The organism is Streptomyces microflavus, assembly GCF_014650075.1.
GTDB lineage: Bacteria > Actinomycetota > Actinomycetes > Streptomycetales > Streptomycetaceae > Streptomyces > Streptomyces microflavus.
The window spans coordinates 164103-188313 of sequence record NZ_BMUG01000007.1 but is presented as its reverse complement, the minus strand read 5'-3'; the positions used below and the strand labels follow the sequence as shown (position 1 = coordinate 188313).

The following is a 24211-nucleotide window of genomic DNA, read 5'->3' as shown; positions in this document are numbered from 1 at the left end:
CCACCATCCGGATGAACTGCGATTTTCCCCCACCGCCGAGGGGAGGTCTACACCACCGGCGTATCGCTTCGGCAACATATACGGACCTCGGGGGCCACAACTGGCTTACGTGCTCTGGCAGTCGGGGCCCCGAACCCGTATCTTGGTCCAGACCATTGGCTGGGCAGACCTCCGACCCGGGTGCCCATTTCGTGGCTTTACGGCAGGAAACAGTCACCCTTCACTCGTTCATCGTTTTGTATGGGTGCGCAACAAACCACGCTAGTGGACTAGACCTTTTAGGGGTCGGCGGGCGAAACTGTCTCTCGTGAGACATGTCATCGCCCTCGATGTGGGCGGCACCGGAATGAAGGCCGCGCTGGTCGGGACCGACGGCACGCTGCTCCATGAGGCGCGGCGGGCCACCGGCCGGAAGCGCGGCGCCGACGCGGTCGTCGAGACCATCCTCGCGTTCGCCGCGGATCTGCGCGCCTACGGCGAGGAGCACTTCGGCGAGGGCGCGGTCGCCGCCGGGGTCGCCGTGCCCGGCATCGTCGACGCCGAGAAGGGGATCGCGGTCTACGCCGCCAACCTGGGCTGGCGCGACGTACCGCTGCGCGCCCTGCTGGGCGAACGGCTCGGCGGGATCCCGGTCGCCCTCGGCCACGACGTCCGCACCGGCGGGCTCGCCGAGGGCCGGATCGGGGCGGGCCGGGGCGCCGACCGCTTCCTGTTCGTGCCGCTGGGCACCGGGATCGCCGGGGCCATCGGCATCGGGGGCACCATCGAGGCGGGCGCCCACGGGTACGCGGGCGAGATCGGCCACATCGTGGTGCGGCCGGACGGCCCGGACTGCGGCTGCGGCCAGCGCGGCTGTCTGGAGACCCTGGCCTCCGCCGCCGCGGTCACCCGGGCCTGGGCCGCCGCCTCCGGCGACCCCGAGGCGGACGCCGCGGACTGCGCCAAGGCCGTCGAGTCGGGCGACCCGGCGGCGATCGCCGTCTGGCGGGACGCGGTCGACGCGCTCGCCGCGGGGCTCGTCACCGCACTCACCCTGCTGGATCCCCGCACGCTCATCATCGGTGGCGGTCTCGCCGAGGCCGGGGAAACCTTGTTCACACCACTGCGTGCGGCCGTCGAGGAACGCGTCACGTTCCAGAAGCTGCCCCACATCGTCCCGGCGGCCCTCGGGGACACCGCCGGATGCCTGGGCGCGGGGCTGCTCGCCTGGGATCTACTCTCCACGGAGGTTTCCGCCTGATGGCCGGACGCGCAGCAGACAGCACGGTCCTCGCGGGCGCCCGGGTGGTCCTTCCCACCGGCACCGTGGAGAACGGCCGGGTGACCGTCGAGTCCACCCGGATCTCCGGTTCCGCACCGGAGGACGCCCGGATCGTCGACCTCACCGGCCACTGGGTGGTCCCCGGCTTCGTGGACATGCACAACCACGGCGGCGGCGGGGCCTCCTTCACCTCCGGCACCGTGGACGAGGTCCTCCACGGCATCCGTACGCACCGCGAGCACGGCACCACCACCCTGGTCGCCTCCACGGTCACCGGCGAGATGGACTTCCTCGCCCGGCGCGCCGGCATCCTCTCCGAACTGGTCGAACAGGGCGACCTGGCCGGGATCCACTTCGAGGGCCCCTTCATCTCGCCGTGCCGCAAGGGCGCCCACAGCGAGGCGCTGCTGCGCGACCCGGACCCGGCGGAGGTCCGCAAGCTGATGGACGCCGCCCGCGGCACGGCCCGGATGTTCACCCTCGCCACCGAGCTGCCCGGCGGCATCGACTCCGTACGGCTGCTCGCCGAGCACGGGATCATCGCCGCGATCGGCCACACGGACGCGACGTACGAGCAGACCGTCGAGGCGATCGACGCGGGCGCCACCGTCGCCACGCACCTGTTCAACGCGATGCCCCCGCTCGCCCACCGCGAGCCCGGTCCGATCGCCGCCCTCCTGGAGGACGACCGGATCACCGTCGAGCTGATCAACGACGGTACGCATCTGCACCCGGCGATCCTGGAGCTGGCCTACCACCACAAGGGCGCCGGCCGGGTCGCGCTGATCACCGACGCGATGGACGCGGCCGGCTTCGGCGACGGGCAGTACCAGCTCGGCCCGCTCGCCGTCTCGGTCACCGACGGGGTGGCGCGGCTGGTGGAGGGCGGCTCCATCGCAGGCTCCACCCTCACCCTGGACACCGCGTTCCGCCGGGCCGTCACCATCGACAGGATCCCCGTCGAGGACGTCGTCCGCTCCATCTCGGCCAACCCCGCCCGCCTCCTGGGCGTGGACGACCGGGTCGGTTCGCTGGAGCCGGGCAAGGACGCGGACCTGGTGGTGCTCGACGAGGACTTCGTCCTGGCGGGCGTCATGCGCAAGGGCGAGTGGATCATCGAGCCCAAGACGGCCTGAGGCCCCGGCATTCCCGGGGCCCGGCATTCCCGGGGCCCGGCATTCCCGGGGCCCGGCATTGTTGAGCACGTAACGAAGAGATGGCGGTCGGGCCCTGGGACTGGGCCCGGCCGCCCTCCCTTTGGCATGATCAACAGGCCCGTACCCACGGACCGTGGATCGACAGAGCGAGGGAGGGACCGGACCAGGTGATCCTGACCGTCACCCTGAACACCGCGCTCGACGTGACGTACACCGTCGACGCGCTCGTCCCGCACAGCAGCCACCGCGTCGGCGAGGTCTCCGAACGCCCCGGCGGCAAGGGGCTCAACGTCGCCCGGGTACTGGGGGCGCTCGGCCACGACACCGTGGTCACCGGCTTCGTCGGCGGCGCCACCGGAGGCGTCCTGCGCGACCTCCTCGCCCCGCTCCCGCCGCGCGACGCCCTCGTCCCCGTCGCCGGGAACACCCGCCGCACGCTCGCGATCACCGACCGCTCGACCGGCGACACCACCCAGCTCAACGAGCCGGGACCGCAGGTGAGCAGCGCCGAATGGGCCACCTTCCTGCGGACGTACGAGGAGCTCGTCGGCGCGGCCGACGCGGTCGCGCTCTGCGGCTCCCTGCCGCCCGGCATCCACGTCGGCGCCTACGCGGAGCTGGTCCGGATCGCCCGCGCCGCCTCCGTACCCGTGCTCCTGGACACCAGCGGCGAACCCCTGCGCCGGGGCATCGCCGCCCGCCCCGACCTGGTCAAGCCGAACGCGGACGAGCTGGCCCAGCTGACCGGCTTCCGCGAACCGCTGCGCGCCGCCGGGGACGCCCGCCGCCGCGGGGCCCACGCGGTGATCGCCTCGCTCGGGCCGGAGGGGCTGCTCGCGGTCACCCCGCAGGGCACCTGGCGCGCCGCCCCGCCCGCCGCCGTCCGCGGCAACCCGACCGGAGCGGGCGACTCCGCGGTGGCCGGGCTGCTCTCCGCCCTGGCCGAGGGGCTCGACTGGCCCGGCCGGCTGGCCCGCGCGGTGGCCCTGTCGACGGCGACGGTCCTGGCCCCGGCGGCCGGCGAGTTCGACGCGGAGGCCTATGCGGAGCTGCTGCCGCGCGTGAGCGTGGAGAGCGTGGGCGAAGCAGCCTGACTCCGGTGCTCCCTGCCCGTCCGCACACGCCGACGCCCTGACCACCTCGGGGGCGGTCAGGGCGTACGTGCGGTGGCTCGCGGTCAGCCGTTCGACTTGATGTGTCCCGACTTCAGCTCCAGCTGGTCGAGATTGGCGTCGCACTGGTCGCCCGTCTCGCAGGACAGCTTGAGGGTGTTGGAGCCCTTGTCGAGCTGGACGTACGCGTACGTGTTCGTCCAGCCCTTCTCCAGGTCGCCCTCGGCAGCCTTCGCGAAGTTCTTCATGTTGATGGAGCGAGGCTCCTGCGCGTTGACCGTCAGGGTCGTCTTCGCGTCCTTGCCGGGCACCCCGTAGGTCACGTACAGGGTGTACGGGCCGGCCTCCGGCACATCGACCGTCCAGGTGGCCGACCGGCCGACCTCGTTCAGGTTGATGTAGTTGCCGTTGGCGCCCTTGGCACCCTTGACCGTGCTGTCCAGGGAGGCGGAGCCGCCCAGCGTCAGCGTCGCCGCGTCCTGCTTCGGGAGCTCGACCGGCTTCGGTGTCTCCTCGGGCTTCTTGTCCGGCTTGCCGGACTCCTCGGCCTTGTCGGCGGGGCCCTCCGAGGACACGGCCTCGTTGTTCTTCTTGTCCTTGTCGCCGTTGTCGCCCGAGAGCAGCGCAGCGCCGATGCCGATGAGGACGACCGCGACCACGGCGACCGCCGCGATCAGCAGCGCCTTGTTGTTCGGGCCACCCCGGCCGCCGGAACCGCCGCCCGGCACGGAGCCGTGGTGCGCGGTGGGCGCGCCACCGGGGTAGGTCTCGGGGGCCGCGTACTGCGGGTTGGGCGCGTTGTACTGCTGCGCGGGCTGGCCGTAGTTCTGCTGGGGCGGGTAGCCGTACCCCTGCTGCGGCGGGACCTGCTGCTGCCCGTACTGGCGCTCGCCGACCGTCCGCACCTGGTTGTACGACGTTCTGGGCACGCCCGGCTGCGCGGCCGGACCCGGGTAGCCGTAACCGCCCTGACCGGGCGGCTGGGCGCCTGCCGCTTGTCCGTCCGCGTACAGATAGCCGAACGGATCGTCGTCCTCGGGCTTGCTCGCGCCGTTGTTTCCGGCCGTCATCCCTGGGTCACTCCTCACCATGTCGCCAGCCGTCGCCGACCGGCCGAGCCTACCTCGAACGGAGCACAGTCCGAATTGCGATCACCGGCCGGGGGCACCGGCGGGAACGGGTACGGGGTAGGGGAGGAAAGCGTTCATGAACGTCAGCCGGCCCTGCGGTGAACCTTCGACCGGGACCGCTTCTCGACGTACATCCGCTGGTCGGCGGAGCGCAGGACCTCTTCCACGCTCATCCCGCACTCGGCCCAGCCGATGCCGAAACTCGCCCCGACCCGGACGGCCCGCCCATCGACCCTTATGGGCGGAATGATGGCATTTCGCAGACGTACGGCCAGGTCAGCGGCGTCCGCCGCCCCGAGGCCGTCCGCGAGAACGACGAATTCGTCACCTCCGAGCCGGGCGACCGTGTCGCCGTCCCGGACACAGGTGGACAGCCGCCGCGCCACCTCGATGAGAACGGCGTCACCCGTGTGGTGGCCGAACCGGTCGTTGATGGACTTGAAGCCGTCGAGGTCGCAGAAGAGGACCGCGAGCCCCTTCGTCCCGTCGTCGTTCTCCGCGTCGGGGGCGACCGCGTGCACATGGTGGTCGTAGAGCCCGCCGGCAGCCGCCGCCTCCCCCTCGTACCCGTCGGCCTGGTAGCCGTGGGTGAGGGAGGACTCGACGTCCCCGTACGCCGCGTCCAGCGCCTCGATCGCGGTCGCGGCCGGCGAGTTCGGCCGCTCGCAGATCCGGGCGCTGAGCCGGGACTTCAGCTCGGCGCTGTTGGGCAGCCCGGTGAGCGCGTCGTGCGAGGCGCGGTGGGCCAGGTTCAGCTCGTGGCGCTTGCGCTCCTCTATGTCCTCGACGTGGGTGAGCAGGAAGCGCGGCCCGTCGGCGGTGTCGGCGACGACCGAGTTGCGCAGGGAGACCCAGAGGTACGTTCCGTCCCGCCGGCCGAGCCGCAGCTCCGCCCGGCCGCCCTCGGCGGAGGTGCGCAGCAGGGTGCCGATGTCCTCGGGGTGGACCAGGTCGGCGAAGGAGTACCGGCGCAGTACGGAGGCGGGGCGGCCGAGCAGCCGGCACAGGGCGTCGTTGGTGCGGAGCAGCCGGCCGTGCTGGTCGCCGCCCATCTCGGCGATGGCCATGCCGCTGGGCGCGTACTCGAAGGCCTGGCGGAAGGACTCCTCGCTGGCCCGCAGCGCCTGCTGTTCGCGTTCGAGTCTGACCAGGGCGCGCTGCATGTTTGCTCGCAAGCGAGCGTTACTGATCGCAATGGCGGCTTGGGAGGCGTACATCTGGAGCGCCTCGCGCCCCCACGCGCCGGGGCGGCGCCCGTTGCGCGGCCGGTCGACGGATATGACCCCGAGGAGGTCCCGCCCGCCCCCGGAGGCGTACATCGGGGCGTAGAGCCGGTCCAGCGGGTGCCACTCGTCCTCGAACCGGGGCTCGGGGCCCTCGGTGTGCCACTGCGGCACGTCGTCGTCGAGCAGGACCCAGCCCTCGGTGTGGGGTATGAACCGCAGCTGGTCCCAGGCCTCGCCCATGGAGAGCCGGCGCTCCCAGGAGTCGCGGGAGCCGACGCGGCCGGTGATCAGGGCCTCGGCGGCGGCGTTGCCCGCGAAGGCGGCGATGACGAGGTCGCCGTCGGGCCGGACCAGATTGACGCAGCCCAGCTCGTAGCCGAGACCGGTGACGATGCCGTCGGCCACGGTCTGCAGGGTGTCCGCCAGACTCCGCGCCGTGTTGAGATCAGCGACGGCCTGGTGCAGCTGCCGCATGGTCGCAAGGCGGACGTAGGGTTCCGACTCGGCCTCCATCGCTCGCACTCCCCGAGACCTCGACAGCAACTCCAGGTTTCATATCGACGTACTTGTTGCAGTGTCACGGCCACTGAATCACAGTGAGCTGTGCACCCGGTACACAGGGTCAGCAGAAAATGGACTCTGTGACTCAAGTCACAACAGATGGTCCAGGGGTGAGAGTGACTCTTCGGACGCTCCGTCGTTTCCCTGGCGCAAATCCGGCCGTGCGTATCCGGCCATGGTCCGGGGTCCGGACGCCCCGGTGACACGTGCGGCCGAAGTCCTAGGACCGGCCTGGTCCCCTGGCCCGATGCGGCGGCCGGGCACGCGCGGCTAGCGTTCTGTTGTGCTCCAGACGACGCCCGCCACCCCGCGCCCCGAACCCATCCCCCATGCTGAGGGGGTGAGCAACGACGAGTTCCGCGCAGCACTCGCGCGGCTGGCCGCAGGAGTGGTGCTGGTCACCGCCCAGGAGCCGCCGCTCGACGAGGAGGGCCGCGGCGAGGACGTCGGCATGACGGCCACCGCCTTCATGTCCGTGTCCCTGGATCCGCCCCTGGTGATGGTGAGCCTGCGCAACGACTCCCGGATGGACGACCTGCTCGACGAGCAGCCCCTGTGGGCCGTCTCCGTCCTGGCGGCGAGCCAGCGCCACATCGCTGGACGGTTCGCCATGAAGGGCCGGATCAGCGACCGGCTGCTCTTCGAGGACCTGGCGTACGTACGGGGCGAGGTGACGCACGCGCCCCTGATCGGCGGGGCGCTGGCGACGCTGGAGTGCCGTACGGAACAGCGCGTGGTGGCCGGTGACCACACCCTGGTGATCGGCCGGGTGCTGACGGCGGAGCTGCCCAGCCCGGACGGGGAGCCGCTGACGTACTTCAAGGGGCGCTACCGGCAGCTGGGGTGACGCTGACGTACTTCCAGGGAAGCCGCCTACAGCTGGGGTGACGTTGACGTACTTCAAGCGGCACTGCCGGCAGCTGGGGCGACACCGACGCACTTCGAGCGGGGGTGACGGGGCGTGGGCCCCGCCGTCACCAGTCCCGGCCCGAGCGGCCGCGCTTGGTGTCGCCGCGCTGCTTCTTCTCGCGCAGTCGGCGCTCGTTGATCCCGCGCGGGATCTTGCGCTTGACCCGCGGCTTGGGCGGCGGCGCCGTGGCCTCGGCCAGGAGCGCGGCCAGCCGGACGGCGGCCGTCTCGCGGTTGCGCCACTGGGAGCGGTGCTCCGAGGCGCGTACGGCGATCACCCCGCCCACCAGCCTGCCCGCCAGCCGCTCCAGCGCCCGCGCCTTCCAGACATCGGGGAGCGCGTCGGTCGCCGCCAGGTCGAAGCGCAGCTCCACCTGGGAGTCGCTGGTGTTGACGTGCTGGCCGCCGGGCCCGGAGGAGCGGGAGAAACGCCACATGAGCTCGGCCTCCGGAAGGGAGACCGAGCCGCGGATGACATAGGGCCCGGACATGACACCCATGTTCCCCGCCCCGCACCCCCTTCGTCACCTTCTTTTGCACCCGGACTCCCCTTCCTGGCCCCTCTTCGGGGTCTCATCAGGGTCTCTTCGGGTCTCATCAGGAGGAAGTTCGGCAAAGAAAGTAAAGCGAACAGGAACCTCATGGTCTGCTGACTGCGTTAGGACGGGTGACGGTAGCTTTCGTGATGGCACGAAGCCCGCACACGACGAGGAAAGGGACATCCCATGGCTGTAAGCCTGTCCAAGGGCGGCAACGTCTCGCTCACCAAGGAGGCCCCGGGCCTGACCGCCGTCACGGTCGGCCTCGGCTGGGACGTCCGCACCACCACCGGCACCGACTTCGACCTCGACGCCTCGGCGATCGCGGTCACCCCGGCGGGGAAGGTCGTCTCCGACGGCCACTTCGTCTTCTTCAACAACAAGTCGACGCCGGACCAGACCATCGTGCACACCGGTGACAACGTCACGGGTGAGGGCGAGGGCGACGACGAGCAGATCAACGTCAACCTGGCGGGTCTCCCGGCCGACGTGGACAAGATCGTCTTCCCGGTCTCCATCTACGACGCCGAGAACCGCAGCCAGAACTTCGGCCAGGTCCGGAACGCGTTCATCCGCATCCTCAACCAGGCCGGCGGCGCCGAGATCGCCCGCTACGACCTGAGCGAGGACGCCGCCACCGAGACCGCCATGGTCTTCGGCGAGCTCTACCGCAACGGTGCCGAGTGGAAGTTCCGCGCGGTCGGCCAGGGTTACGCCTCCGGCCTCAGCGGCATCGCCCGCGACTTCGGCGTCAACCTCTGACCCGAACGCACCACATCTCCACATCTGCACATCTCCACGGGAGCCCCCGGCCGCGCAGACGGCCGGGGGCTCCCGTGCGTGATGCGCCGTCAACTCACGTGTACGGCACACCAAAAGCACGCCACTCCACCGAATACCGGACACCACGGCATCCCTGTCGGACAAGAAGTGGTCAAAAACTTGTGAGGCAATTGTCGGCACACCGTCAATTTCGCTCATTCGGTGGCACGCTCTCCGCTCGTAGTCCCCCCACAGGACGACCAACGGAGAACACACATGAACCTCCACACCACCCCCCACAACTCCCGCGCCACGCGCACCACCCGCACCACCCGTCGGCTCGCAGCACTCGCGGCGGTCGCCGCGATGGTGGTCGCCGGAGTCCAGACCGGTTCCGCGGTCGCCACCCCCGGTGAGAGCGACGCCCCCTCGGCCGCACCCTCCACGGCCGCCGCGCTCGGCGTGAACCCCTCGGCCCAGCGCGCCACCGCCATCAGGTCGGCGCAGGCGGAGACCGCTCCGGTGGCGAAGGCCCTGAAGCTCGGCGCCCAGGAGAAGCTGATCGTCCGTGACGTCATCACCGACGCCAAGGGCACCGTCCACACCCGCTACGAGCGCACCTACGCCGGCCTGCCCGTCCTCGGCGGCGACCTGGTCACCCACACCGCCGCCACCGGCACGCTCAAGGGCGTCAACAAGGCGACCGACGCGAAGATAGCCGTGGCCTCGACCACGCCGAAGCTGAAGAGCACGGCGGCCGGCGCCCGCAAGGTCATCTGGGCGGGCCACGGCGGAACACCCGTCCTCGCCTTCGAGACCGTCAGGACCGGTGTGCAGAAGGACGGCACGCCGAGCCGGGTCCACACCATCACCGACGCCACGACCGGCAAGAAGCTGCACAGCTACGAGGCGGTCGAGACCGGTACCGGCAACAGCCAGTACAGCGGCGAGGTCGAGATCACCACCACGAAGACCGACGCGGGCTTCGAGCTGACCGACGGCGACCGCGGCGGCCACAAGACGTACGACCTGAACCAGGGATCGTCCGGCACCGGCGCACTCGTCACGGACGACGACGACACCTGGGGCGACGGCACCGGCGACGACCGGCAGACCGCCGCCGTCGACGCCCACTACGGCGCCGCGAAGACCTGGGACTTCTACAAGAGCGCACTCGGCCGCGACGGCATCGCGGGCGACGGCAAGGCCGCCTACTCCCGGGTCCACTACGGCAACGCGTACGTCAACGCCTTCTGGGACGACAGCTGCTTCTGCATGACCTACGGCGACGGCGAGGGCAACAAGAGCGCGCTCACCGCCATCGACGTCGCGGGCCACGAGATGACCCACGGCCTCACCTCCGCCACCGCCAACCTGGACTACGCGGGCGAGTCCGGCGGCCTCAACGAGGCGACCAGCGACATCCTCGGCACCTCGGTGGAGTTCTTCGCCGACAACGCGTCCGACGCCGGGGACTACCTCATCGGCGAGAAGATCGACATCAACGGCGACGGCACCCCGCTGCGCTACATGGACCAGCCCAGCAAGGACGGCAGCTCGGCCGACTACTGGGACGAGAACCTCGGCGACCTGGACGTCCACCACTCCTCCGGCGTCGCCAACCACTTCTTCTACCTCCTGTCCGAGGGCAGCGGAAAGAAGACGGTCAACGGCGTCGACTACGACTCCCCCACCTCCGACGGCTCGACGCTGACGGGCATCGGCCGGGAGAAGGCGTACCAGATCTGGTACAAGGCCCTCTCCGTGTACATGACCTCCACCACCGACTACGCGGGCGCGCGCGTCGCGACCGAGAAGGCGGCGACCGACCTGTTCGGCGCGGACAGCGAGGAGCTGAAGGCGGTCTCGGCCACCTGGACCGGGGTCAACGTCAAGTAACACCTGCGGTTGTGTGCGGGGAAGCCGGTCAGCCCTCCTCGGGCGGCCGGCTTTCGCCGTACAGCCAGGCGTCCCACAGCCCCGTCAGGTCCTGGCCCGTCTCCTGCTCCACGTACGCGGTGAAGTCGTCGGTCGAGGCGTTCCCGTGCCGGTGCGCCTTCGTCCACCCTCTGACCAGGGCGAAGAACGCCTTGTCGTCGTCGATCGCGAGCCGGAGCCGGTGGACGACCATGGCCCCGCGCCCGTACACCGGCGCGTCGGACAGCTCGACGGCGGTCGGCGGATCGGCGGGCGGGAAGGCCCAGTTGGCGTCGTCCTCGTACGCCTCGTCGAAGCTCTCCTGCACCGGTACGCCCTCGTGGTCGGCGGCCCAGAGCCACTCCGCGTACGTGGCGAAGCCCTCGTTGAGCCACATGTCCCGCCAGGTCGCGGGGGTGACGGAGTTGCCGAACCACTGGTGGGCCAGTTCGTGGACGAGGAGCGCGGTGTCGGGCGGGCCGGGGAAGACGGGCCGGGTCTGGGTCTCCAGGGCGTACGTCGAGTCGCCCGTGCGCTCCACGATGGCCCCGGCGGAGGTGAAGGGGTACGGGCCGAACTTCTCCGCCGACCAGGCGAGTACGTCCGGGATCCGCGCCAGCACGTCCTTGCTCGCGGCCGCCGACTCCGGGTCCACGGCGGTGAACAGCCGGATGCCGTCGGGCGTGCGCGACTGCTGCGTGGTGAACCGCCCCACGGCGACGGTCGCCAGATAGCTCGCCATGGGTTCGGCGGTCCGCCAGTGGTAAGAGGTACGGCCGCCGGCTGTGTTGCGGGACACCAGCTGCCCGTTGGAGACGGCCGTCAGCGGGTCGGGGACGGTGACCTCGATGTCGTACGTGGCCTTGTCGCTCGGGTGGTGGTTGCCGGGGAACCAGGCCATCGAACCGGTCGGCTCACCGAGGGCGACCGCGCCGTCCGCCGTCCGCAGCCAGCCCTCCTTCGACCCGTCGGGATCGGTGATGGCCTGCGGGGCGCCGGAGTAGCGCACGACGGTGGTGAACGTGCGCCCCTTGCGCAGCCGGCCCTCCACCGCCCCGCCCGGACGGATCGTCAGCTCCTTGCCCGCCCGGTTCACGGCCGCGGGCTTCCCCTCCACGGTGGCGCTCTCCACGTCGAGCCCGGCCAGGTCGAGGTGGAAGGCGCTCAGGTCCTGGGTGGCGCGGGCGGTGATCGTCGCCGTGCCGCGCAGCCGGTCGGCGGCCGGGTCGACGTCGAGCTCCAGGCCGTAGTGCGTGACGTCGTAGCCACCGTTGCCGAGCCCCGGGAAGTACGGGTCGCGCACTCCGACCGCGCCCGGGGTGCCTTCGACCCCGCCGGAGCAGCCCGCGCCGAGGAGGACGAGGGCGAGCAGGAGGGGGGCGGCGGCGGCCGGGGGGCGGTGGTTCACCGGTCGATCCTAGGCGCCGGATGCGGTACGTCGGCGGACGGGAAGGAGCCGCCCGCCCCGGGGGACGGGCGGACGGCTCTGCCTCAGAGGACGGCGATACCGAGGGGTCGGTTGCCTGCCTCCAGCCGAACCGGCTCGCTCTTCCCGTCGCTGCTCCCGTCGTTCCTCACGTCCCTTTTCGCGTCTTCAAGATCGACGACGGTGATGCCGTTCCAGTACCCGTCACGGGTGAACCCGCCGGTGACGTACGCCGTGCGGCCGTCCTCCGACACCGCCACGTCCTCGTGCGGCCCGTCCAGCGGGACGATCCGCTCCTCGCCGTCCGGGGTGCGGACGGTGAGCGAGGGGTCCTCGTCGTCCGAGCCGATCGGGCCGGTGCCGACGACGAGAAGGGTGCCGTCGGGGGCGAGGGCCGCGCCGTGCTGGTGCGTGTTCGCGGTCATGCGCTCGATCGCCACCTCGCCGGTGCGCGGGTCGAGGACCGCGAGCCGCTCCCCCTCGAACGGCAGCAGCAGCTTCCCGTCCTGGGGGCGTACGACGGCGTAGTGCGGCTTCAGCCAGGAGCCGAGCCCGCCCTCCGTCCCGTACGGTGCGACTTCCATGCGCCGGGTCTTCAGCGTCCGGGCGTCCACCGCCGTCACGTCGAAGGAGTCGTGGTCGGTGGCGTACACCTCGCGGCCGTCCGGCGAGACGTCCACGTCGAAGGGGCGGCGGCCGACCGGCGCGGTCCCGGTGACCTCGCGGCTCGCGGTGTCGATGACTTCCACCGTGCCGTTGCCGTCGGGCACGTTGACCCCGACGTAGACGTGCCGGCCGTCGGGGGCGAGGGCGATGCCCATGCCGCCGCCCCGGTACTCGCCGGTGGTGACGGGCCCGGTCTCCGTCTCGTACGGGACGAGCGCGAGCCGGGTCCGCCGCTGCGTGTCCACGACGGCGACGCCTTCGGCGGTGGCGACCCAGGCGCGGCCGTCCTCACCGACGACGAGGCCGTAGGGGGCGGTACCGACCTCGACCGAGCCGATGGCCTTGCCGCCCCGGCCCGAACCGTCGCGCCCGGGGTCGACGAAGGTCACGGTGTCGCTGCCGAAGTCGGCTACGAGGAGGGTGCCGCGGGGGGTGCGGGCGGTGCCCTGGGCGGGGGCGGGTGAGGTCTTCGGGGCGGCGGAGGCGGTGGTTCCCGGCGCGTCCGGGGCGGCTTCCGTCGTACCGGACGCGCCGGTGGTGCCGGTGGTGCCGGTCGTGCAGCCGGCGAGTACGGCGGCCGCGGCGAGCACCAGCGTGAGCCGGCGCGCGCGGGAGGTGCGAGGCGCACGAGCCGGGAGAGGCGTCGGGGGCGTACGCAAGGGAACGGCGAGGGCTGCGCGCGGGCCGCGCACGCCTCGCACGCCGGTCACGCGGCGGCCCGCAGCAGCGCGGCGAGCTCCGTGAACCCGCGCCGCTCGGCATGGGCCAGGGCCGTGACCCCGTCCCCGTCGGGCAGCCCCGGCGTGGCACCGGCCGCCAGCAGCGCCTCCACCACCTCCAGGTGCGCCCGGCCGCCGTCGCCGAGGATCACCGCCTCCAGCAGGGCGGTCCAGCCGAGCCGGTTGACGTGGTCCACGTCGATGTCGGTGAGGCGCAGCACCTCCCGTACGTAAGCGACATGGCCGCGCTCGCTCGCGGGGATGAGCGCGATGCCGCCGAACCGGTTGCGCAGGGTCAGGTCGGGCCCGGCGGGCAGCAGGACGTGCAGCATCGCGACGCTGCCGGTGACGCCGGTGGCCAGCCACGGGCTCTCCTCACGCCGGTCCTGGGCGTCCGGATCGGCCCCGGCCGCCACGAGCATCCGGGCCGCCTCCACCCGGTCGCCGTGGACGGCGAGGAGCAGCGGGGTACGGAGCTCCTCGTCGCGGGCGTCGACCCGGGCGCCGCCCTCGATCGCGGTGCGCACACCGTCGGTGTCGCCGGTGCGTGCGGCGGTGAGCAGGTCGTGATCGAGGGCGTTCATGGGTACTCCGTTCCGTGCGTGGTGCGGTGGCGGTCAGCGGGCGAGGGCCGCGACGCCCGCCTGGGCGAACTTCTCGTCGAGGTCGCCGCTGGGCGCGCCGGCTACCCCGATGCCCGCCACCGGGGCGCCCTTGACCTGCACCGGAGCGCCACCCGCGAGGAACAGGGTGCCAGGGATGTCCTTCAGGTTCGGGGTCTGCTGCAGGCGCTTGGCCAGCTCGGAGGTGGGGGCGTTCCAGGAGACGGCGGTGTACGCCTTCTTCACGGCCGACTCGGGGGACTGCGGGCCCGCTCCGTCGCCGCGCAGCGTCACGATGGTGTTGCCGTTGCGGTCGACGACGGCGACCGAGACGCGCTGGTTCTCCTTCTTCGCGGCGTCCAGCGTGGCCTGCGCGGCCTTGGTGGCGGCGGCCACGGTGAGGTGGGTGCTCTGCTGGAGGTTGCGGTTGTTCGTGTCGGCCTTGACCGCGGCGGCGGGGGCGGCGGCCGGGGCGGAAGCGCTCGCGGAGACGGCGCCGAAGGTCCCGGCCCCGAGGGCGGCGACGGCGACGGTACCGGTCAGGACACGGGTACGCAGCGACAGCTTCTTCATGGTGGCTCCTTGGTGGTTTCCGGGGCGGCCCGGTGGTTCGTCCGGGCGGTCCCGGCGTTTCGCTCTGGTATCGATCCTCCCGGCGGATCCGGGTCCGTACGGTCGACGTACCGGCTGGAAGGGACGCGCGGTACGGCCGACGCCCCCGTCAGCCGATCGGTTGATGCGGGGGTGACCGGATCGGGCCACCATGGAGGGATCCACGCAGGTCAGCACAGGTCTGCGCAGGTCAACGGGGCCCGGCGACAGGGAAGGTGAGGTACGTAAGAGGTGGACCACGGAAGTGATCCCCGGGACAGCGCTCCCCAGGACGCGGTAGGAGACGGGCCCACCGACCCCGGGCCCGCCCCCGCCTCGGACCCCGACGCCCGCTGGCTCGCGCTCCTCATGCACGCCGCGTTCTTCCTGCTGCTCGGCGCCTCGCTGACCCGGTTCCTGATGCGGCACCCCGGCGAAGCCCGTACGCCGTGGATCATCGCCCTGTCGATCACCCTGGCCGTGCTCTACCTCCTGGGCCCCGTCCTCGGCTCGCGCCCCACCCCGCGCCGGCTCACCTGGCTCGGGGTCCTCGTGGCCGTCTGGATGGTGCTGGTCGTGCTCGCGCCGAGCTTCGCGTGGTGCGCGGTGCCGCTCTTCTACACGGGGCTGCGCATCCTGCCGCCGCGTGCGGCGCTCGCCCTGGTCGCGCTGCTGACCGCGTTCGTGGTGGCCGCGCAACTGCGCCTGGCCACCGGGTTCGACCCGAACCTGGTGCTCGCCCCGCCCGCCGTGGCGGCCGTCGCGACCGCCGTGTTCGTCCATATGCAGCGCCAGGCCGTACGCCAACGGGAACTGGCGGCACGTCAGCGCGAGCTGATCGACGACCTGCTGCGGACCCGGCGCGAACTGGCCGCCACCGAGCGGCGCGAGGGGACCCTCGCCGAGCGCCAGCGGCTCTCCATGGAGATCCACGACACCCTCGCGCAGGGCCTGTCCAGCCAGCAGATGCTGCTCCAGGCCGCCGACCGCACCTGGAGCGCGGACCCGGACGCGGCCCGCCGCCATGTCCGTACGGCCACCGGCATCGCGGAACGCAACCTCGCCGAGGCCCGCCGCTTCGTCCACGACCTGGCCCCGGCCGATCTGGCGGAGGGCGGCGGCCTGGAGGCGGCCCTGCACGCGCTGGCGGCCCGCGAAACGGCCCAGGCTCAGGGGGCGCTCACCGTCCGCTGCCATGTGGAGGGCACCCCGCACGCCCCGCTGCCGGACCGGGTGCAGTCGGCCCTGCTGCGCATCGCGCAGGGGGCCCTCGCCAACGTACGGGAGCACTCCGGCGCCACCGCCGCCGGGCTGACCCTGACCCACCTGGACGACCGGGTGGTCCTGGACGTCGGCGACAACGGCCGCGGCTTCACCGTGGAATCCGGAGCCGTCCGCAGCCCCCACACCGTCCGCGGCCACGGGCTCCCCGCGATCCGCGCCCGTGTGCACCAGCTCGGCGGAACACTGACGATCGAGTCGGCGCCGGGCGAGGGCACGGTGCTCTCGGCCGAGATCCCGCTCGCACCCACCGCCCTCACCGCCCCGGAGGCCCCCGCATGACCGGCCAAGGCCAGCAGACGTCCCCCGTACGCATCCTCCTCTGCGACGACCACGTGGTCGTCCGCGCCGGCCTGCTGGCCCTCCTCGGCAGCGAACCGGACATCGAGGTCGTCGGCGAGGCGGGCAGCGGCGAAGAGGCGGTGGTGCTCGCCGCGCGCCTCACCCCGGACGTCGTCCTCATGGACCTCCAGCTCGGCGAGGGCATCGACGGCGTCGAGGCGACCCGCCGCATCGCGGCCGACGGCACGGTCCACGTCCTGGTGCTGACCACGTACGACACCGACGCCGACATCACCCGCGCCATCGAGGCGGGCGCCACCGGCTACCTGCTGAAGGCGGAACGCCCGGAGGAGCTCTTCGCCGCCATCCGCTCGGCCGCCCAGGGCCGCACCACGCTCTCGGCCCCCGTCGCCAGCCGGGTCATAGCCCGGATGCGCAGCCCCCGCCCCACCCTCACCGACCGCGAACGCGACATCCTGGCCCAGCTCTCCCAGGGCCTCGGCAACCGCGACATCGCCCGCACCCTCTTCATCAGCGAGGCCACGGTCAAGACCCACCTGGGCCGGATCTACGACAAGCTCGGCGTCGACACCCGCGCGGGCGCGGTCTCGGTGGCGAAGGAGCAGCGGCTGCTGCCGTGAACCGGGCGGGGCGGGGCCAGGACCCGCCCCGCCCGGACCTGCCGTCAGCTCTCGTCGAACACCGCATCGGCGGTAGGCGCGGTGATGGCACGCTCGAACCACACGTCGAGTACGGCGAGGTCGGTGCAGGTGGTGATGCGCTGCCGCGCTGCGTCCGGGACGGCGACACCGCGCACCGCGAGAATCCGCAGGATGCCCTCGCCGCGGCTTTCCACCCGGCCTTCCACGCGCCCCTCGTCGCGGAAGGATTCGGCGACGAAGCCGCGGAAGTGACTGAGACCAGTGCCCATCAGATTCCTCCAGAGCTCACGGGCCGGGGTAGCGCCCAAGCCCGCTTCGGTGAATTGTGGGCGAGGCAGTAGGCCCAACTGCTGAGACGAACTGACCATATGCCGGAGACTAGGGAGGTTCTGGCATATGTGTCAGGCATACCTGCTCCGGTTCACCCGATCGTGTCGGCCCGCCCCGACCGGGCATGACACCATCGATCCGTGCTCGACATCGGCTACTCCCTCTCCCGCCGCTTCCCCGACCCCCCGCAGACCGACTACCGCCGCGCGGACGTCCGCGCGCTGCGGCACGATCTGTTCTCCGGTGACGTCTACCTCGCGGACACCAAGGCGGACCGGGAGGTGTCCACAGCCTGGGGATGGGTTCCGGTGCTCGACTTCGCGTGGGCGCTGTGCGACATCATCGAGCAGATCGACCAGGACCCGCGCGGCAACCGCTCGCACCGGCGGCAGTACGCGGAGCTGGACTTCACCGAGTCCTCGGACGTCATGATCTTCGAGCGGCGCTTCGGCTGGGTCGACGTCGAGGCGGACTGGATGCCCGGCGACGAGCCCCCGCTCACCTTCGGCCACTCCCTGCTGCGCCGCGAGGCCCGCGACTTCCTGCACGACCTGATCGCCGACCTGTCCGACATGCACGACGGCCTCGCCGACAACCCCGTGATCTGGGACCTCCAGGCCCGCTTCCCCCGCATCTGACCGCCCACCCCCACGGACGCGTCACCCCTCCACCCGCACCCCGATCTGCGCCGCGAACGCCGGGGCCAGCTCCATCAGCTGTGCCGGGCTGATCACCGCGCCCGCCAGCCGCTCCACGCCCCGCGCGATGTCCAGCTCGGCCACCGTCCGCAGGTCCACGGACTCCATCCGCACCGCGCTGAAGTCGGCCCGCTTCAGCACGCAGTCCCGGAACTCCACCCGCACCAGGTGCGCGTCACCGAAATCGGGCTCCGAGAGCACGCAGCCCTCGAAGACCACGTCCTTCAGCCGGGCCTTGCGCAGGTTCAAGTAGTCGATCTTCCCGCCGCGCACCACCACCCGCTCCAGCACCGCCCCGTGCAGCTGCACCCCGCCCAGGCGCGCGTCCACCACCTCCACGTCCCGCAGCGACGCCCCCGCGAGGTCGGTGCCCACGCCCCGTACGCCCGTCAGCACCGAGTCGATGAAGCGGGCCCGCACCAGCTCCGTACGGTCGAGGGCGCAGCCGTCCAGCGCGCAGTCCATGAACCGGGCGCCCGGCCCCGAAGCGTCCGCCAGGTCCACCCCGTCGAACCGCACCCCGTCGTAGTCGCCGTCCGGCTCCAGGCCCTCGCCCCCGTACGGAACGAGTGGCGGCAGCCGCACCTCCGGGCGCCGCGCCGGCGCGATGGTGTCCTTCTTGGCCCTGGTCCTGCCCGTTCCCCTGCTCGCACTCGCTGCCATGCCCCCCATCGTGACGCACCCCACTGACAACGCCCGACGCCCGCACGCTCGCACGCCCCCCACGCCCCATGTCACATACCGCCGCCCCCGATCCGTCGCATCATCAAAGAAGCGAAGGAGTCCCAGCCATGGAGCACATCCACGTCATCGGCGGCGGCCTCGCCGGGCTCACCGCCGCGATCACCGCGGCCGAATCCGGCGCCCGGGTCACCCTGTACGAGAGCCACCGGACGCTCGGCGGCCGGGCCAGGACCGCGGAGGGCCCGTACCGCGCCAACGAGGGCCCGCACGCCCTGTACCGGGGCGGGCCGCACCACACCTGGCTGGCCCGCCGCGAGCTCCTCGGGCCCGTCCTCCCCGTACCGCCCCTCGAAGGCCTCCGCTTCCGCTTCCGGCGCTCGGGGGCCGCCCGCCGGACCCCGCCCGTGGCCCTGCTGCGGCTCGCCCGCCGCAGCGCCCGCACGGCCCCGGTGGACGGCGGCTTCCTGGACTGGGCCACCGGCCAGGTCGGCGAGGAGGGCGCCCGGGCCGCCGCGAACTTCGCCGCCGCCGCGCTCTTCCACCACGACCCCGGTGGGCTCTCGGCCCGGTTCGTCCAGGAGCGCCTGGTCCGGCTCACCTCGCTCCCGCCGGAGGCCCGCTACCCGGCCGGCGGCTGGGGCCGGCTCGTCGAGCGGCTGGCCGGCCACGCCCGCGCCATCGGGGTCACCGTCGAGACGGCCGCCCGCGTCGACACCCGTACGCTCGGCGAGCTGTCCCGTACCGGACCGGTCGTCGTCGCCACCTCCCTCGACGCCGCCCGCACCCTCCTCGACGACGCGTCCCTCACCTGGGAGAGCGGCCGCACCGTCCTCGTGGACCTGGCCGTGCGCACCCGGCGCGGCGACGCGTTCGTCGTGTCGGACCTGGACGCGCCCGGGTGGCTGGAGCGGTTCACCGCCCAGGACCCCGGTCTCGCCCCGGCCGGGGAGCAGCTGCTCCAGGGCCAGTTCCCGATCGGCCCCGACGCGCGCAGGGCGGAGGGGACCGCCCGCGCCGAGGAACTCCTCGACCTCGGCTTCCCCGGCTGGCGGGAGCGCACCACCTGGCGCAGCGAGGCCCTCGCCGACGGCCGCACCGGGGCCGTCGACCGCCCCGGCACCACCTGGCGGGACCGGCCCTCCGTCGTCCGGGGCGACGGAATCTTCCTGGCGGGCGACCAGGTCGCCGCCCCCGGGCTCCTCAGCGAGGTCTCCTTCACCAGCGGCATCGAAGCCGCGCTGCTCGCGGTGAAGGCCGCGGGACGGCGCCCCGGATCCGGGGTTGACCTCAACCGAACCTGAGGTACGAGGGTGGGGCACAGCCCGCCCCCAGGGTGGGAGCACCGTCCGCCCCCAAGAGCAGGGGGCACAGCCCGCCCCGAGACACGGGGCACAGCCCGCCCCCAAAAGAGGGGCGCCGCCCGAAGGAGCCCCTTCATGCACGCCATCCGCCTCCACGCCTTCGGCCCCGCCGAGAACCTCACGTACGAACGGACCGAGGACCCCGTCCCCGGCCCCGGTCAGGTCCGGATCGCCGTCGAGGCGGCCGGCGTGCACCTCCTGGACACCGCCCTGCGGGAAGGGGAGAGCGGCCCCTACCCGGCGCCCGTCGCCCTCCCCACCGTTCCCGGCCGCGAGGTCGCCGGAACCGTCGAGTCGCTCGGCGAGGGCACGGACAGCGGCTGGCTCGGCAAACGCGTCGTCGCCCACATCGGCACGGCACCGGGCGGCTACGCCGAACTCACCGTCACCGAGGCCGACCGGCTCCACGAGATCCCCGGGGAACTCGGCGCCGCCGAGGCCGTCGCCATGATCGGCACCGGCCGCACCACCCTCGGCATCCTCGGCTTCACCGACCTCGGCCCCGACTCCGTGGCCGTCGTCACCGCGGCGGCGGGCGGGATCGGGACCCTCCTCGTCCAGTACGCGAAGAACGCCGGGGCCACCGTGATCGCCCTGGCCGGGGGCCCGGCCAAGGTGGCCAGGGCGGAGGCGAACGGCGCCGACCTCGCCCTCGACTACACCCTCCCGAACTGGCCCGACCACGCCCGCGCCTTCCTCGACGCGACCGGCCAGTGGGCCACCGTCGTCTACGACTCCGTCGGCGGGACCACCGCCCGCAGCGCCGTCGGCCTGCTCGGCAAGGGCGGGCAGCACATCGTCTACGGCTGGTCCGGCGAGGGCCTCCGCAACGGGAAGCCGCTCACCTTCACCCCTCAGGAGCTGGCGGAGCGCGCCATCACCTCCGGCTCCGTCCTCGGGCCCCAGCTGGTCGAGCGGGGCGGCGGCCTGCGCGCCCTGGAGACCCGAGCCCTCGCCGAAGCGGCGGCGGGCCGGCTCCGCCCCGCCGTCCAGCGCTACCCGCTCGCCGAAGCGGCCGCCGCCCACCGCGCGCTGGAGACACGCGGCACGATCGGCAAGGTGGTGCTGGAGCCGTGACCGGGGTCACCGCGCCCCGGTCGCAGGGGGCATGACCGGGCTCACCGCACCCCCAGCAACCGCCGCGCGATCTCCGCATGGTCCGGGGCCAGTTCCCGCTCCCCGTCCCCGACGGCCCACACCGCGTTCTGGAGCACCCGCCCCAGCGTCCAGGCCCGCGCCCGCCCCCGGTCCCGCTCCATGCCCAGCGCCTCGGTCAGCGCGTCGAACCGCCACACCACCTCCCCGGCGTCGAACAGGTTGTCCAGCGCCGGGAACAGCTCGAACCCCGGGTCCCCCGCCAGGGGCTTGGGGTCGAGCGCCACCCACTCCCCCGCCCGCCCCGCGTCGGCCCGCCCCGCCAGGATGTTGTCGTAGTGCAGGTCCCAGTGGAGCAACCGGTCCCCCGGCTCACCCGCCACCTCCCGCACCGCCGCCGCGCAGTGCGCGAGCAGCCGCCGTTCCTCCTCGTCCGCCAGCCGTCCCACCGCTTCCGGAGCCGCCGCCAGCATCCGCTCCACCGCATCGCCCAGCGTGCGCAGCCCCTCCGGCGCGGGCACCGCCGCCAGCCGGGCCAGCACCTCACCGAGCACCGTCACCGCGCGCCGGGCGTCGGCCACCTCCCCCACGAGACGGCTCCCACCAGGAACACCCCCGCCCCCAGCAACCCCCGACAACGGCCGCCCCTCATCGAGCCGTTCCAGCAGCAGCGCCCCGGTCCCCGGGTCATGGCCGAGCACCCCCACCGCCCCGGCCCCCGCCGCACCCCACGCCCGCAGGGCGACCGGCTCACCCACCGTCTCCTCGTCCACCAACTGGAGCTTCAGCGCGGCCGGCACCCCGTCCGCCTCCCGCACCACCGGCAGGACCAGCGCGCACATGCCGTACATCGCGGCCCCGTCCCGCCGCAGCCCCCACTCCTCCAGGAACCGGCCGGCGAGGCCGGGCAGCGCGGCGACGAAGGCCCGCCCGGCCGCCCCGTTGTATGCGTACTGAGTGGCGATCAGTTCGTCCGGGATGTCAATCACGCCAAGGATCCTAGGGGCGTGCGTCAATCGGACCATGCCCCGAGAACAGCCGGGCCCCAGCGCCGACGGCAACGGCAGCACACGCACCGACGACCACCACCGCACCCGCAGCACCGCCGTACGCCACTGGATCGCCACCGCCCCCGGCACGTACGTCTGGCTGGCGGTCCTCTTCGTCACCACCGTCGTCCTGCACCGGATGTCCCCCGGCTTCGAGGAGGAGTTCCTGCGGGACCGCTCCACCAACCTCCACGAGCTGTCGCAGAACCCCGTCCGCGTCCTGATCACCAGCGCCCTGTGGATCGACGGCGGCCGCTGGCTCCCGTACGCCGTCCTGTTCACCGTCTTCCACGCCACCGCCGAACACTGGCTCGGCACGCTGCGCTGGCTCGCGGTCGCCGTCACCGCGCACGTGGTGGCCACCCTGGTCAGCGAGGGGGTGCTCGCCTGGGCCATCCGGCAGGACCACGCCCCGCAGTCGGCCGCGAACACGCTGGACGTCGGGGTGAGTTACGCGCTGGCCGGGGTGATCGCCGTCCTCACCTACCGCGTCCCGCGCCTCTGGCGGTACGCGTACGTCTTCGCCGTCCTCGTCTTCTACGGCATCCCCCTGGTCGCCGACGGCCGCACCTTCACCGACGTGGGCCACTTCACCGCCGTCCTGACCGGCCTGGCCTGCTACCCGCTCGCCCGCAGCCGACGGAAGGCACAGGAGACGGAACACCCCGCCGCGCAGTAACGTCCCGCCACACATACGCTCGGCATCACACCGGGCACGGGGCACCGACACACCGAAACACCGGCGCACTGCCACACCGGCACACCGGACAGGGACACCAGGGGCATCATGAGCACCGTCAGTACCGTCAACGGCGGCATATCGTTCTGGTACGCGCAGGAGGGCACCCCCACCCCGCGCGAACCCCTGCCCGGCGACGCGAGCGCCGACGTCTGCATCGTCGGCGGCGGTTACACCGGACTCTGGACGGCGTACTACCTGAAGAAGGCCGTCCCCTTCCTCAACATCACCGTGCTGGAGGCCAAGTTCTGCGGTTACGGGGCCTCCGGCCGTAACGGCGGCTGGCTGTACAACGGCATCGCGGGCCGCGAGCGGTACGCCAAGCTGCACGGCCACGACGCCGCCGTACGGCTCCAGAAGGCGATGAACGAGACGGTCGGCGAGGTCGTCCGGGCCGCCGCCGAGGAGAAGATCGAGGCCGACATCCACCAGGGCGGCGTCCTGGAGGTCGCCCACACCCCGGCGCAGCTGGCCAGGCTCCGGGACTTCCACAGCGTCGAGACCGCGTTCGGCGAGACCGACCGGGTCCTGCGCGGCGCCCGCGAGACCGCCGAGCGCGTCCATGTCACCGGCGCCGTCGGCTCCACCTGGACCCCGCACGGCGCCCGGCTGCACCCGGCCAAGCTGGTCAAGGGCCTCGCGGACGCCGTGGAGGCGCTCGGCGTCACCATCCACGAGTCGACCCCGGTCACCGAGATCAAGCCGAAGCACGCCGTCACCCCGTACGGCACGGTCCGCGCCCCGTACATCCTGCGCTGCACGGAGGGCTTCACGGCCGGCCTCAAGGGGCTCAAGCGGACCTGGCTCCCGATGAACTCCTCCATGATCGCCACCGAACCGCTGCCCGCCCGCATCTGGGACACCATCGGCTGGGAGGGCCGCGAGACCCTCGGCGACATGGCCCACGCCTACCTCTACGCCCAGCGCACCGCCGACGACCGCATCGCGATCGGCGGCCGCGGCTACCCCTACCGCTACGGCTCCGCCACCGACAACGACGGCCGCACCCAGCCCGCCACCATCGAGGCCCTGCGCGACCTGCTGGTCCGCCTCTTCCCCACCACGGCGGGCGTCCGCATCGACCACGCCTGGTCCGGCGTCCTCGGCGTCCCCCGCGACTGGTGCGCCACCGTCACCCTGGACCGCTCCACGGGGCTCGGCTGGGCGGGCGGGTACGTCGGCTCCGGCGTCGCCACCGCCAACCTCGCCGCCCGCACCCTGCGCGACCTGATCCAGCAGGACTCCGGCCAGGCGGGCCCGACGGACCTCACGACACTCCCCTGGGTCAATCACAAGGTCCGCCGCTGGGAGCCGGAACCCTTCCGCTGGCTCGGCGTCCACGGCCTGTACGCCGCCTACCGCGCCGCCGACCGCCGCGAGACGACCTCACCCCGCCCCGGCACCGACCCCATCGCGAAGGCGGCGGACCGCATAGCGGGCCGCCACTGAGGC

At 72.7% G+C, this 24211-nt stretch carries 23 protein-coding genes; 13 read left to right on the top strand and 10 right to left on the bottom strand.

All coding sequences use genetic code 11. The annotated features are described in order from the left end of the window. The first annotated feature begins 346 nt into the window (after positions 1–346). From IE264_RS21310 to IE264_RS21300, 3 genes are all read left to right on the top strand, one after another. Entirely contained in the window at positions 347–1240 is an 894-nt protein-coding gene (locus tag IE264_RS21310) for an ROK family protein (RefSeq protein WP_229887688.1), read from the top strand. Then, a complete protein-coding gene (gene nagA / locus IE264_RS21305; protein ID WP_015610334.1) occupies positions 1240–2397 on the top strand; it encodes an N-acetylglucosamine-6-phosphate deacetylase in 1158 nt (385 codons plus the stop codon). The genes IE264_RS21310 and nagA overlap by 1 nt, the downstream gene beginning before the upstream one ends. A gap of 188 nt (positions 2398–2585) precedes the next feature. Continuing rightward, entirely contained in the window at positions 2586–3512 is a 927-nt protein-coding gene (locus IE264_RS21300; RefSeq protein WP_015610333.1) for a 1-phosphofructokinase family hexose kinase, read from the top strand. 83 nt (positions 3513–3595) lie between these two features. Here the strand turns inward: IE264_RS21300 and IE264_RS21295 are convergent, their stop codons facing one another. Beyond that, on the bottom strand, positions 3596–4600 hold the full coding sequence (locus tag IE264_RS21295; RefSeq protein WP_032758817.1) for a carbohydrate-binding protein: 1005 nt from the start codon (positions 4598–4600) through the stop codon (positions 3596–3598). 143 nt (positions 4601–4743) lie between these two features. Next, positions 4744–6399: a diguanylate cyclase CdgB gene (gene cdgB, locus IE264_RS21290; RefSeq protein WP_015610331.1), complete on the bottom strand. Its 1656-nt coding sequence runs from the start codon at positions 6397–6399 to the stop codon at positions 4744–4746. Between the two features lie 388 nt (positions 6400–6787). Here cdgB and IE264_RS21285 point away from each other — a divergent pair, with 388 nt between their 5' ends. Further along, positions 6788–7294, top strand: coding sequence for a flavin reductase family protein (locus IE264_RS21285; protein WP_031124637.1), 507 nt, complete (start codon positions 6788–6790; stop codon positions 7292–7294). 127 nt (positions 7295–7421) lie between these two features. Here the strand turns inward: IE264_RS21285 and arfB are convergent, their stop codons facing one another. Beyond that, positions 7422–7856 (bottom strand): alternative ribosome rescue aminoacyl-tRNA hydrolase ArfB, encoded by a 435-nt coding sequence (gene arfB, locus IE264_RS21280; protein ID WP_015610329.1) that lies wholly within the window; start codon positions 7854–7856, stop codon positions 7422–7424. Positions 7857–8081: 225 nt separating this feature from the next. On the opposite strand from arfB, the gene IE264_RS21275 reads away from it, so the two are divergent. Both IE264_RS21275 and IE264_RS21270 read left to right on the top strand, forming a co-directional pair. Continuing rightward, entirely contained in the window at positions 8082–8657 is a 576-nt protein-coding gene (locus tag IE264_RS21275; RefSeq protein WP_015610328.1) for a TerD family protein, read from the top strand. 276 nt (positions 8658–8933) lie between these two features. Then, entirely contained in the window at positions 8934–10556 is a 1623-nt protein-coding gene (locus IE264_RS21270) for a M4 family metallopeptidase (RefSeq protein ID WP_032758816.1), read from the top strand. Between the two features lie 28 nt (positions 10557–10584). Here IE264_RS21270 and IE264_RS21265 read toward each other — a convergent pair whose 3' ends face one another. The 4 genes from IE264_RS21265 to IE264_RS21250 all read right to left on the bottom strand — a co-directional run bounded on the left by IE264_RS21265 (position 10585) and on the right by IE264_RS21250 (position 14560). After that, positions 10585–11982, bottom strand: a complete 1398-nt coding sequence (locus tag IE264_RS21265) for a M1 family metallopeptidase (RefSeq protein ID WP_032758815.1) — start codon at positions 11980–11982, stop codon at positions 10585–10587. A gap of 83 nt (positions 11983–12065) precedes the next feature. After that, on the bottom strand, positions 12066–13367 hold the full coding sequence (locus IE264_RS21260) for a YncE family protein (RefSeq protein ID WP_373301929.1): 1302 nt from the start codon (positions 13365–13367) through the stop codon (positions 12066–12068). 5 nt (positions 13368–13372) lie between these two features. Then, entirely contained in the window at positions 13373–13969 is a 597-nt protein-coding gene (locus tag IE264_RS21255; protein WP_032758813.1) for an ankyrin repeat domain-containing protein, read from the bottom strand. Positions 13970–14002: 33 nt separating this feature from the next. Beyond that, a complete protein-coding gene (locus IE264_RS21250; RefSeq protein ID WP_015610323.1) occupies positions 14003–14560 on the bottom strand; it encodes a GlcG/HbpS family heme-binding protein in 558 nt (185 codons plus the stop codon). A gap of 270 nt (positions 14561–14830) precedes the next feature. On the opposite strand from IE264_RS21250, the gene IE264_RS21245 reads away from it, so the two are divergent. Then, complete coding sequence (locus tag IE264_RS21245; protein WP_032758812.1) at positions 14831–16141, top strand: sensor histidine kinase; 1311 nt, start codon at positions 14831–14833, stop codon at positions 16139–16141. Then, positions 16138–16782 carry a response regulator gene (locus IE264_RS21240; protein ID WP_032758811.1) on the top strand — a complete coding sequence of 215 codons (645 nt, stop codon included), beginning with the start codon at positions 16138–16140 and terminating at the stop codon, positions 16780–16782. Before IE264_RS21245 ends, IE264_RS21240 begins: the two co-directional genes overlap by 4 nt. Positions 16783–16826: 44 nt before the next feature. Here the strand turns inward: IE264_RS21240 and IE264_RS21235 are convergent, their stop codons facing one another. Further along, the gene (locus IE264_RS21235; RefSeq protein WP_032758810.1) at positions 16827–17072 is read right to left on the bottom strand and encodes a hypothetical protein; all 246 of its coding nucleotides are present in this window, start codon (positions 17070–17072) and stop codon (positions 16827–16829) included. 201 nt (positions 17073–17273) lie between these two features. Here IE264_RS21235 and IE264_RS21230 point away from each other — a divergent pair, with 201 nt between their 5' ends. Then, positions 17274–17771 carry a hypothetical protein gene (locus IE264_RS21230; protein ID WP_015610318.1) on the top strand — a complete coding sequence of 166 codons (498 nt, stop codon included), beginning with the start codon at positions 17274–17276 and terminating at the stop codon, positions 17769–17771. A 21-nt stretch (positions 17772–17792) separates the two neighbouring features. Here IE264_RS21230 and IE264_RS21225 read toward each other — a convergent pair whose 3' ends face one another. Continuing rightward, the gene (locus IE264_RS21225) at positions 17793–18494 is read right to left on the bottom strand and encodes a pentapeptide repeat-containing protein (protein ID WP_190167677.1); all 702 of its coding nucleotides are present in this window, start codon (positions 18492–18494) and stop codon (positions 17793–17795) included. A gap of 128 nt (positions 18495–18622) precedes the next feature. Between IE264_RS21225 and IE264_RS21220 the strand changes: the two genes are divergently transcribed. Both IE264_RS21220 and IE264_RS21215 read left to right on the top strand, forming a co-directional pair. After that, on the top strand, positions 18623–19816 hold the full coding sequence (locus IE264_RS21220; protein WP_032758808.1) for an FAD-dependent oxidoreductase: 1194 nt from the start codon (positions 18623–18625) through the stop codon (positions 19814–19816). 135 nt (positions 19817–19951) lie between these two features. After that, positions 19952–20953: a zinc-binding dehydrogenase gene (locus tag IE264_RS21215; RefSeq protein WP_032758807.1), complete on the top strand. Its 1002-nt coding sequence runs from the start codon at positions 19952–19954 to the stop codon at positions 20951–20953. A gap of 41 nt (positions 20954–20994) precedes the next feature. On the opposite strand, the gene IE264_RS21210 is transcribed toward IE264_RS21215, so the two are convergent. Then, positions 20995–21960, bottom strand: coding sequence for an aminoglycoside phosphotransferase family protein (locus IE264_RS21210; protein WP_032758806.1), 966 nt, complete (start codon positions 21958–21960; stop codon positions 20995–20997). 34 nt (positions 21961–21994) lie between these two features. On the opposite strand from IE264_RS21210, the gene IE264_RS21205 reads away from it, so the two are divergent. Beyond that, complete coding sequence (locus IE264_RS21205; RefSeq protein WP_032758804.1) at positions 21995–22699, top strand: rhomboid-like protein; 705 nt, start codon at positions 21995–21997, stop codon at positions 22697–22699. Between the two features lie 108 nt (positions 22700–22807). After that, complete coding sequence (locus IE264_RS21200) at positions 22808–24208, top strand: NAD(P)/FAD-dependent oxidoreductase (protein WP_032758803.1); 1401 nt, start codon at positions 22808–22810, stop codon at positions 24206–24208. Positions 24209–24211 lie beyond the last annotated feature (3 nt).

Excerpts from the sequence above, each read along its gene's own strand:
- IE264_RS21310 (WP_229887688.1), top strand. The coding sequence starts at position 347 with ATGAAGGCCGCGCTGGTCGGGACCGACGGCACGCTGCTCCATGAGGCG.
- nagA (WP_015610334.1), top strand. The coding sequence starts at position 1,240 with ATGGCCGGACGCGCAGCAGACAGCACGGTCCTCGCGGGCGCCCGGGTG.
- IE264_RS21295 (WP_032758817.1), bottom strand. The coding sequence starts at position 4,600 with ATGACGGCCGGAAACAACGGCGCGAGCAAGCCCGAGGACGACGATCCG.
- cdgB (WP_015610331.1), bottom strand. The coding sequence starts at position 6,399 with ATGGAGGCCGAGTCGGAACCCTACGTCCGCCTTGCGACCATGCGGCAG.
- arfB (WP_015610329.1), bottom strand. The coding sequence starts at position 7,856 with ATGGGTGTCATGTCCGGGCCCTATGTCATCCGCGGCTCGGTCTCCCTT.
- IE264_RS21275 (WP_015610328.1), top strand. The coding sequence starts at position 8,082 with ATGGCTGTAAGCCTGTCCAAGGGCGGCAACGTCTCGCTCACCAAGGAG.
- IE264_RS21270 (WP_032758816.1), top strand. The coding sequence starts at position 8,934 with ATGAACCTCCACACCACCCCCCACAACTCCCGCGCCACGCGCACCACC.
- IE264_RS21255 (WP_032758813.1), bottom strand. The coding sequence starts at position 13,969 with ATGAACGCCCTCGATCACGACCTGCTCACCGCCGCACGCACCGGCGAC.
- IE264_RS21250 (WP_015610323.1), bottom strand. The coding sequence starts at position 14,560 with ATGAAGAAGCTGTCGCTGCGTACCCGTGTCCTGACCGGTACCGTCGCC.
- IE264_RS21240 (WP_032758811.1), top strand. The coding sequence starts at position 16,138 with ATGACCGGCCAAGGCCAGCAGACGTCCCCCGTACGCATCCTCCTCTGC.
- IE264_RS21235 (WP_032758810.1), bottom strand. The coding sequence starts at position 17,072 with ATGGGCACTGGTCTCAGTCACTTCCGCGGCTTCGTCGCCGAATCCTTC.
- IE264_RS21225 (WP_190167677.1), bottom strand. The coding sequence starts at position 18,494 with ATGGCAGCGAGTGCGAGCAGGGGAACGGGCAGGACCAGGGCCAAGAAG.
- IE264_RS21220 (WP_032758808.1), top strand. The coding sequence starts at position 18,623 with ATGGAGCACATCCACGTCATCGGCGGCGGCCTCGCCGGGCTCACCGCC.
- IE264_RS21215 (WP_032758807.1), top strand. The coding sequence starts at position 19,952 with ATGCACGCCATCCGCCTCCACGCCTTCGGCCCCGCCGAGAACCTCACG.
- IE264_RS21205 (WP_032758804.1), top strand. The coding sequence starts at position 21,995 with ATGCCCCGAGAACAGCCGGGCCCCAGCGCCGACGGCAACGGCAGCACA.
- IE264_RS21200 (WP_032758803.1), top strand. The coding sequence starts at position 22,808 with ATGAGCACCGTCAGTACCGTCAACGGCGGCATATCGTTCTGGTACGCG.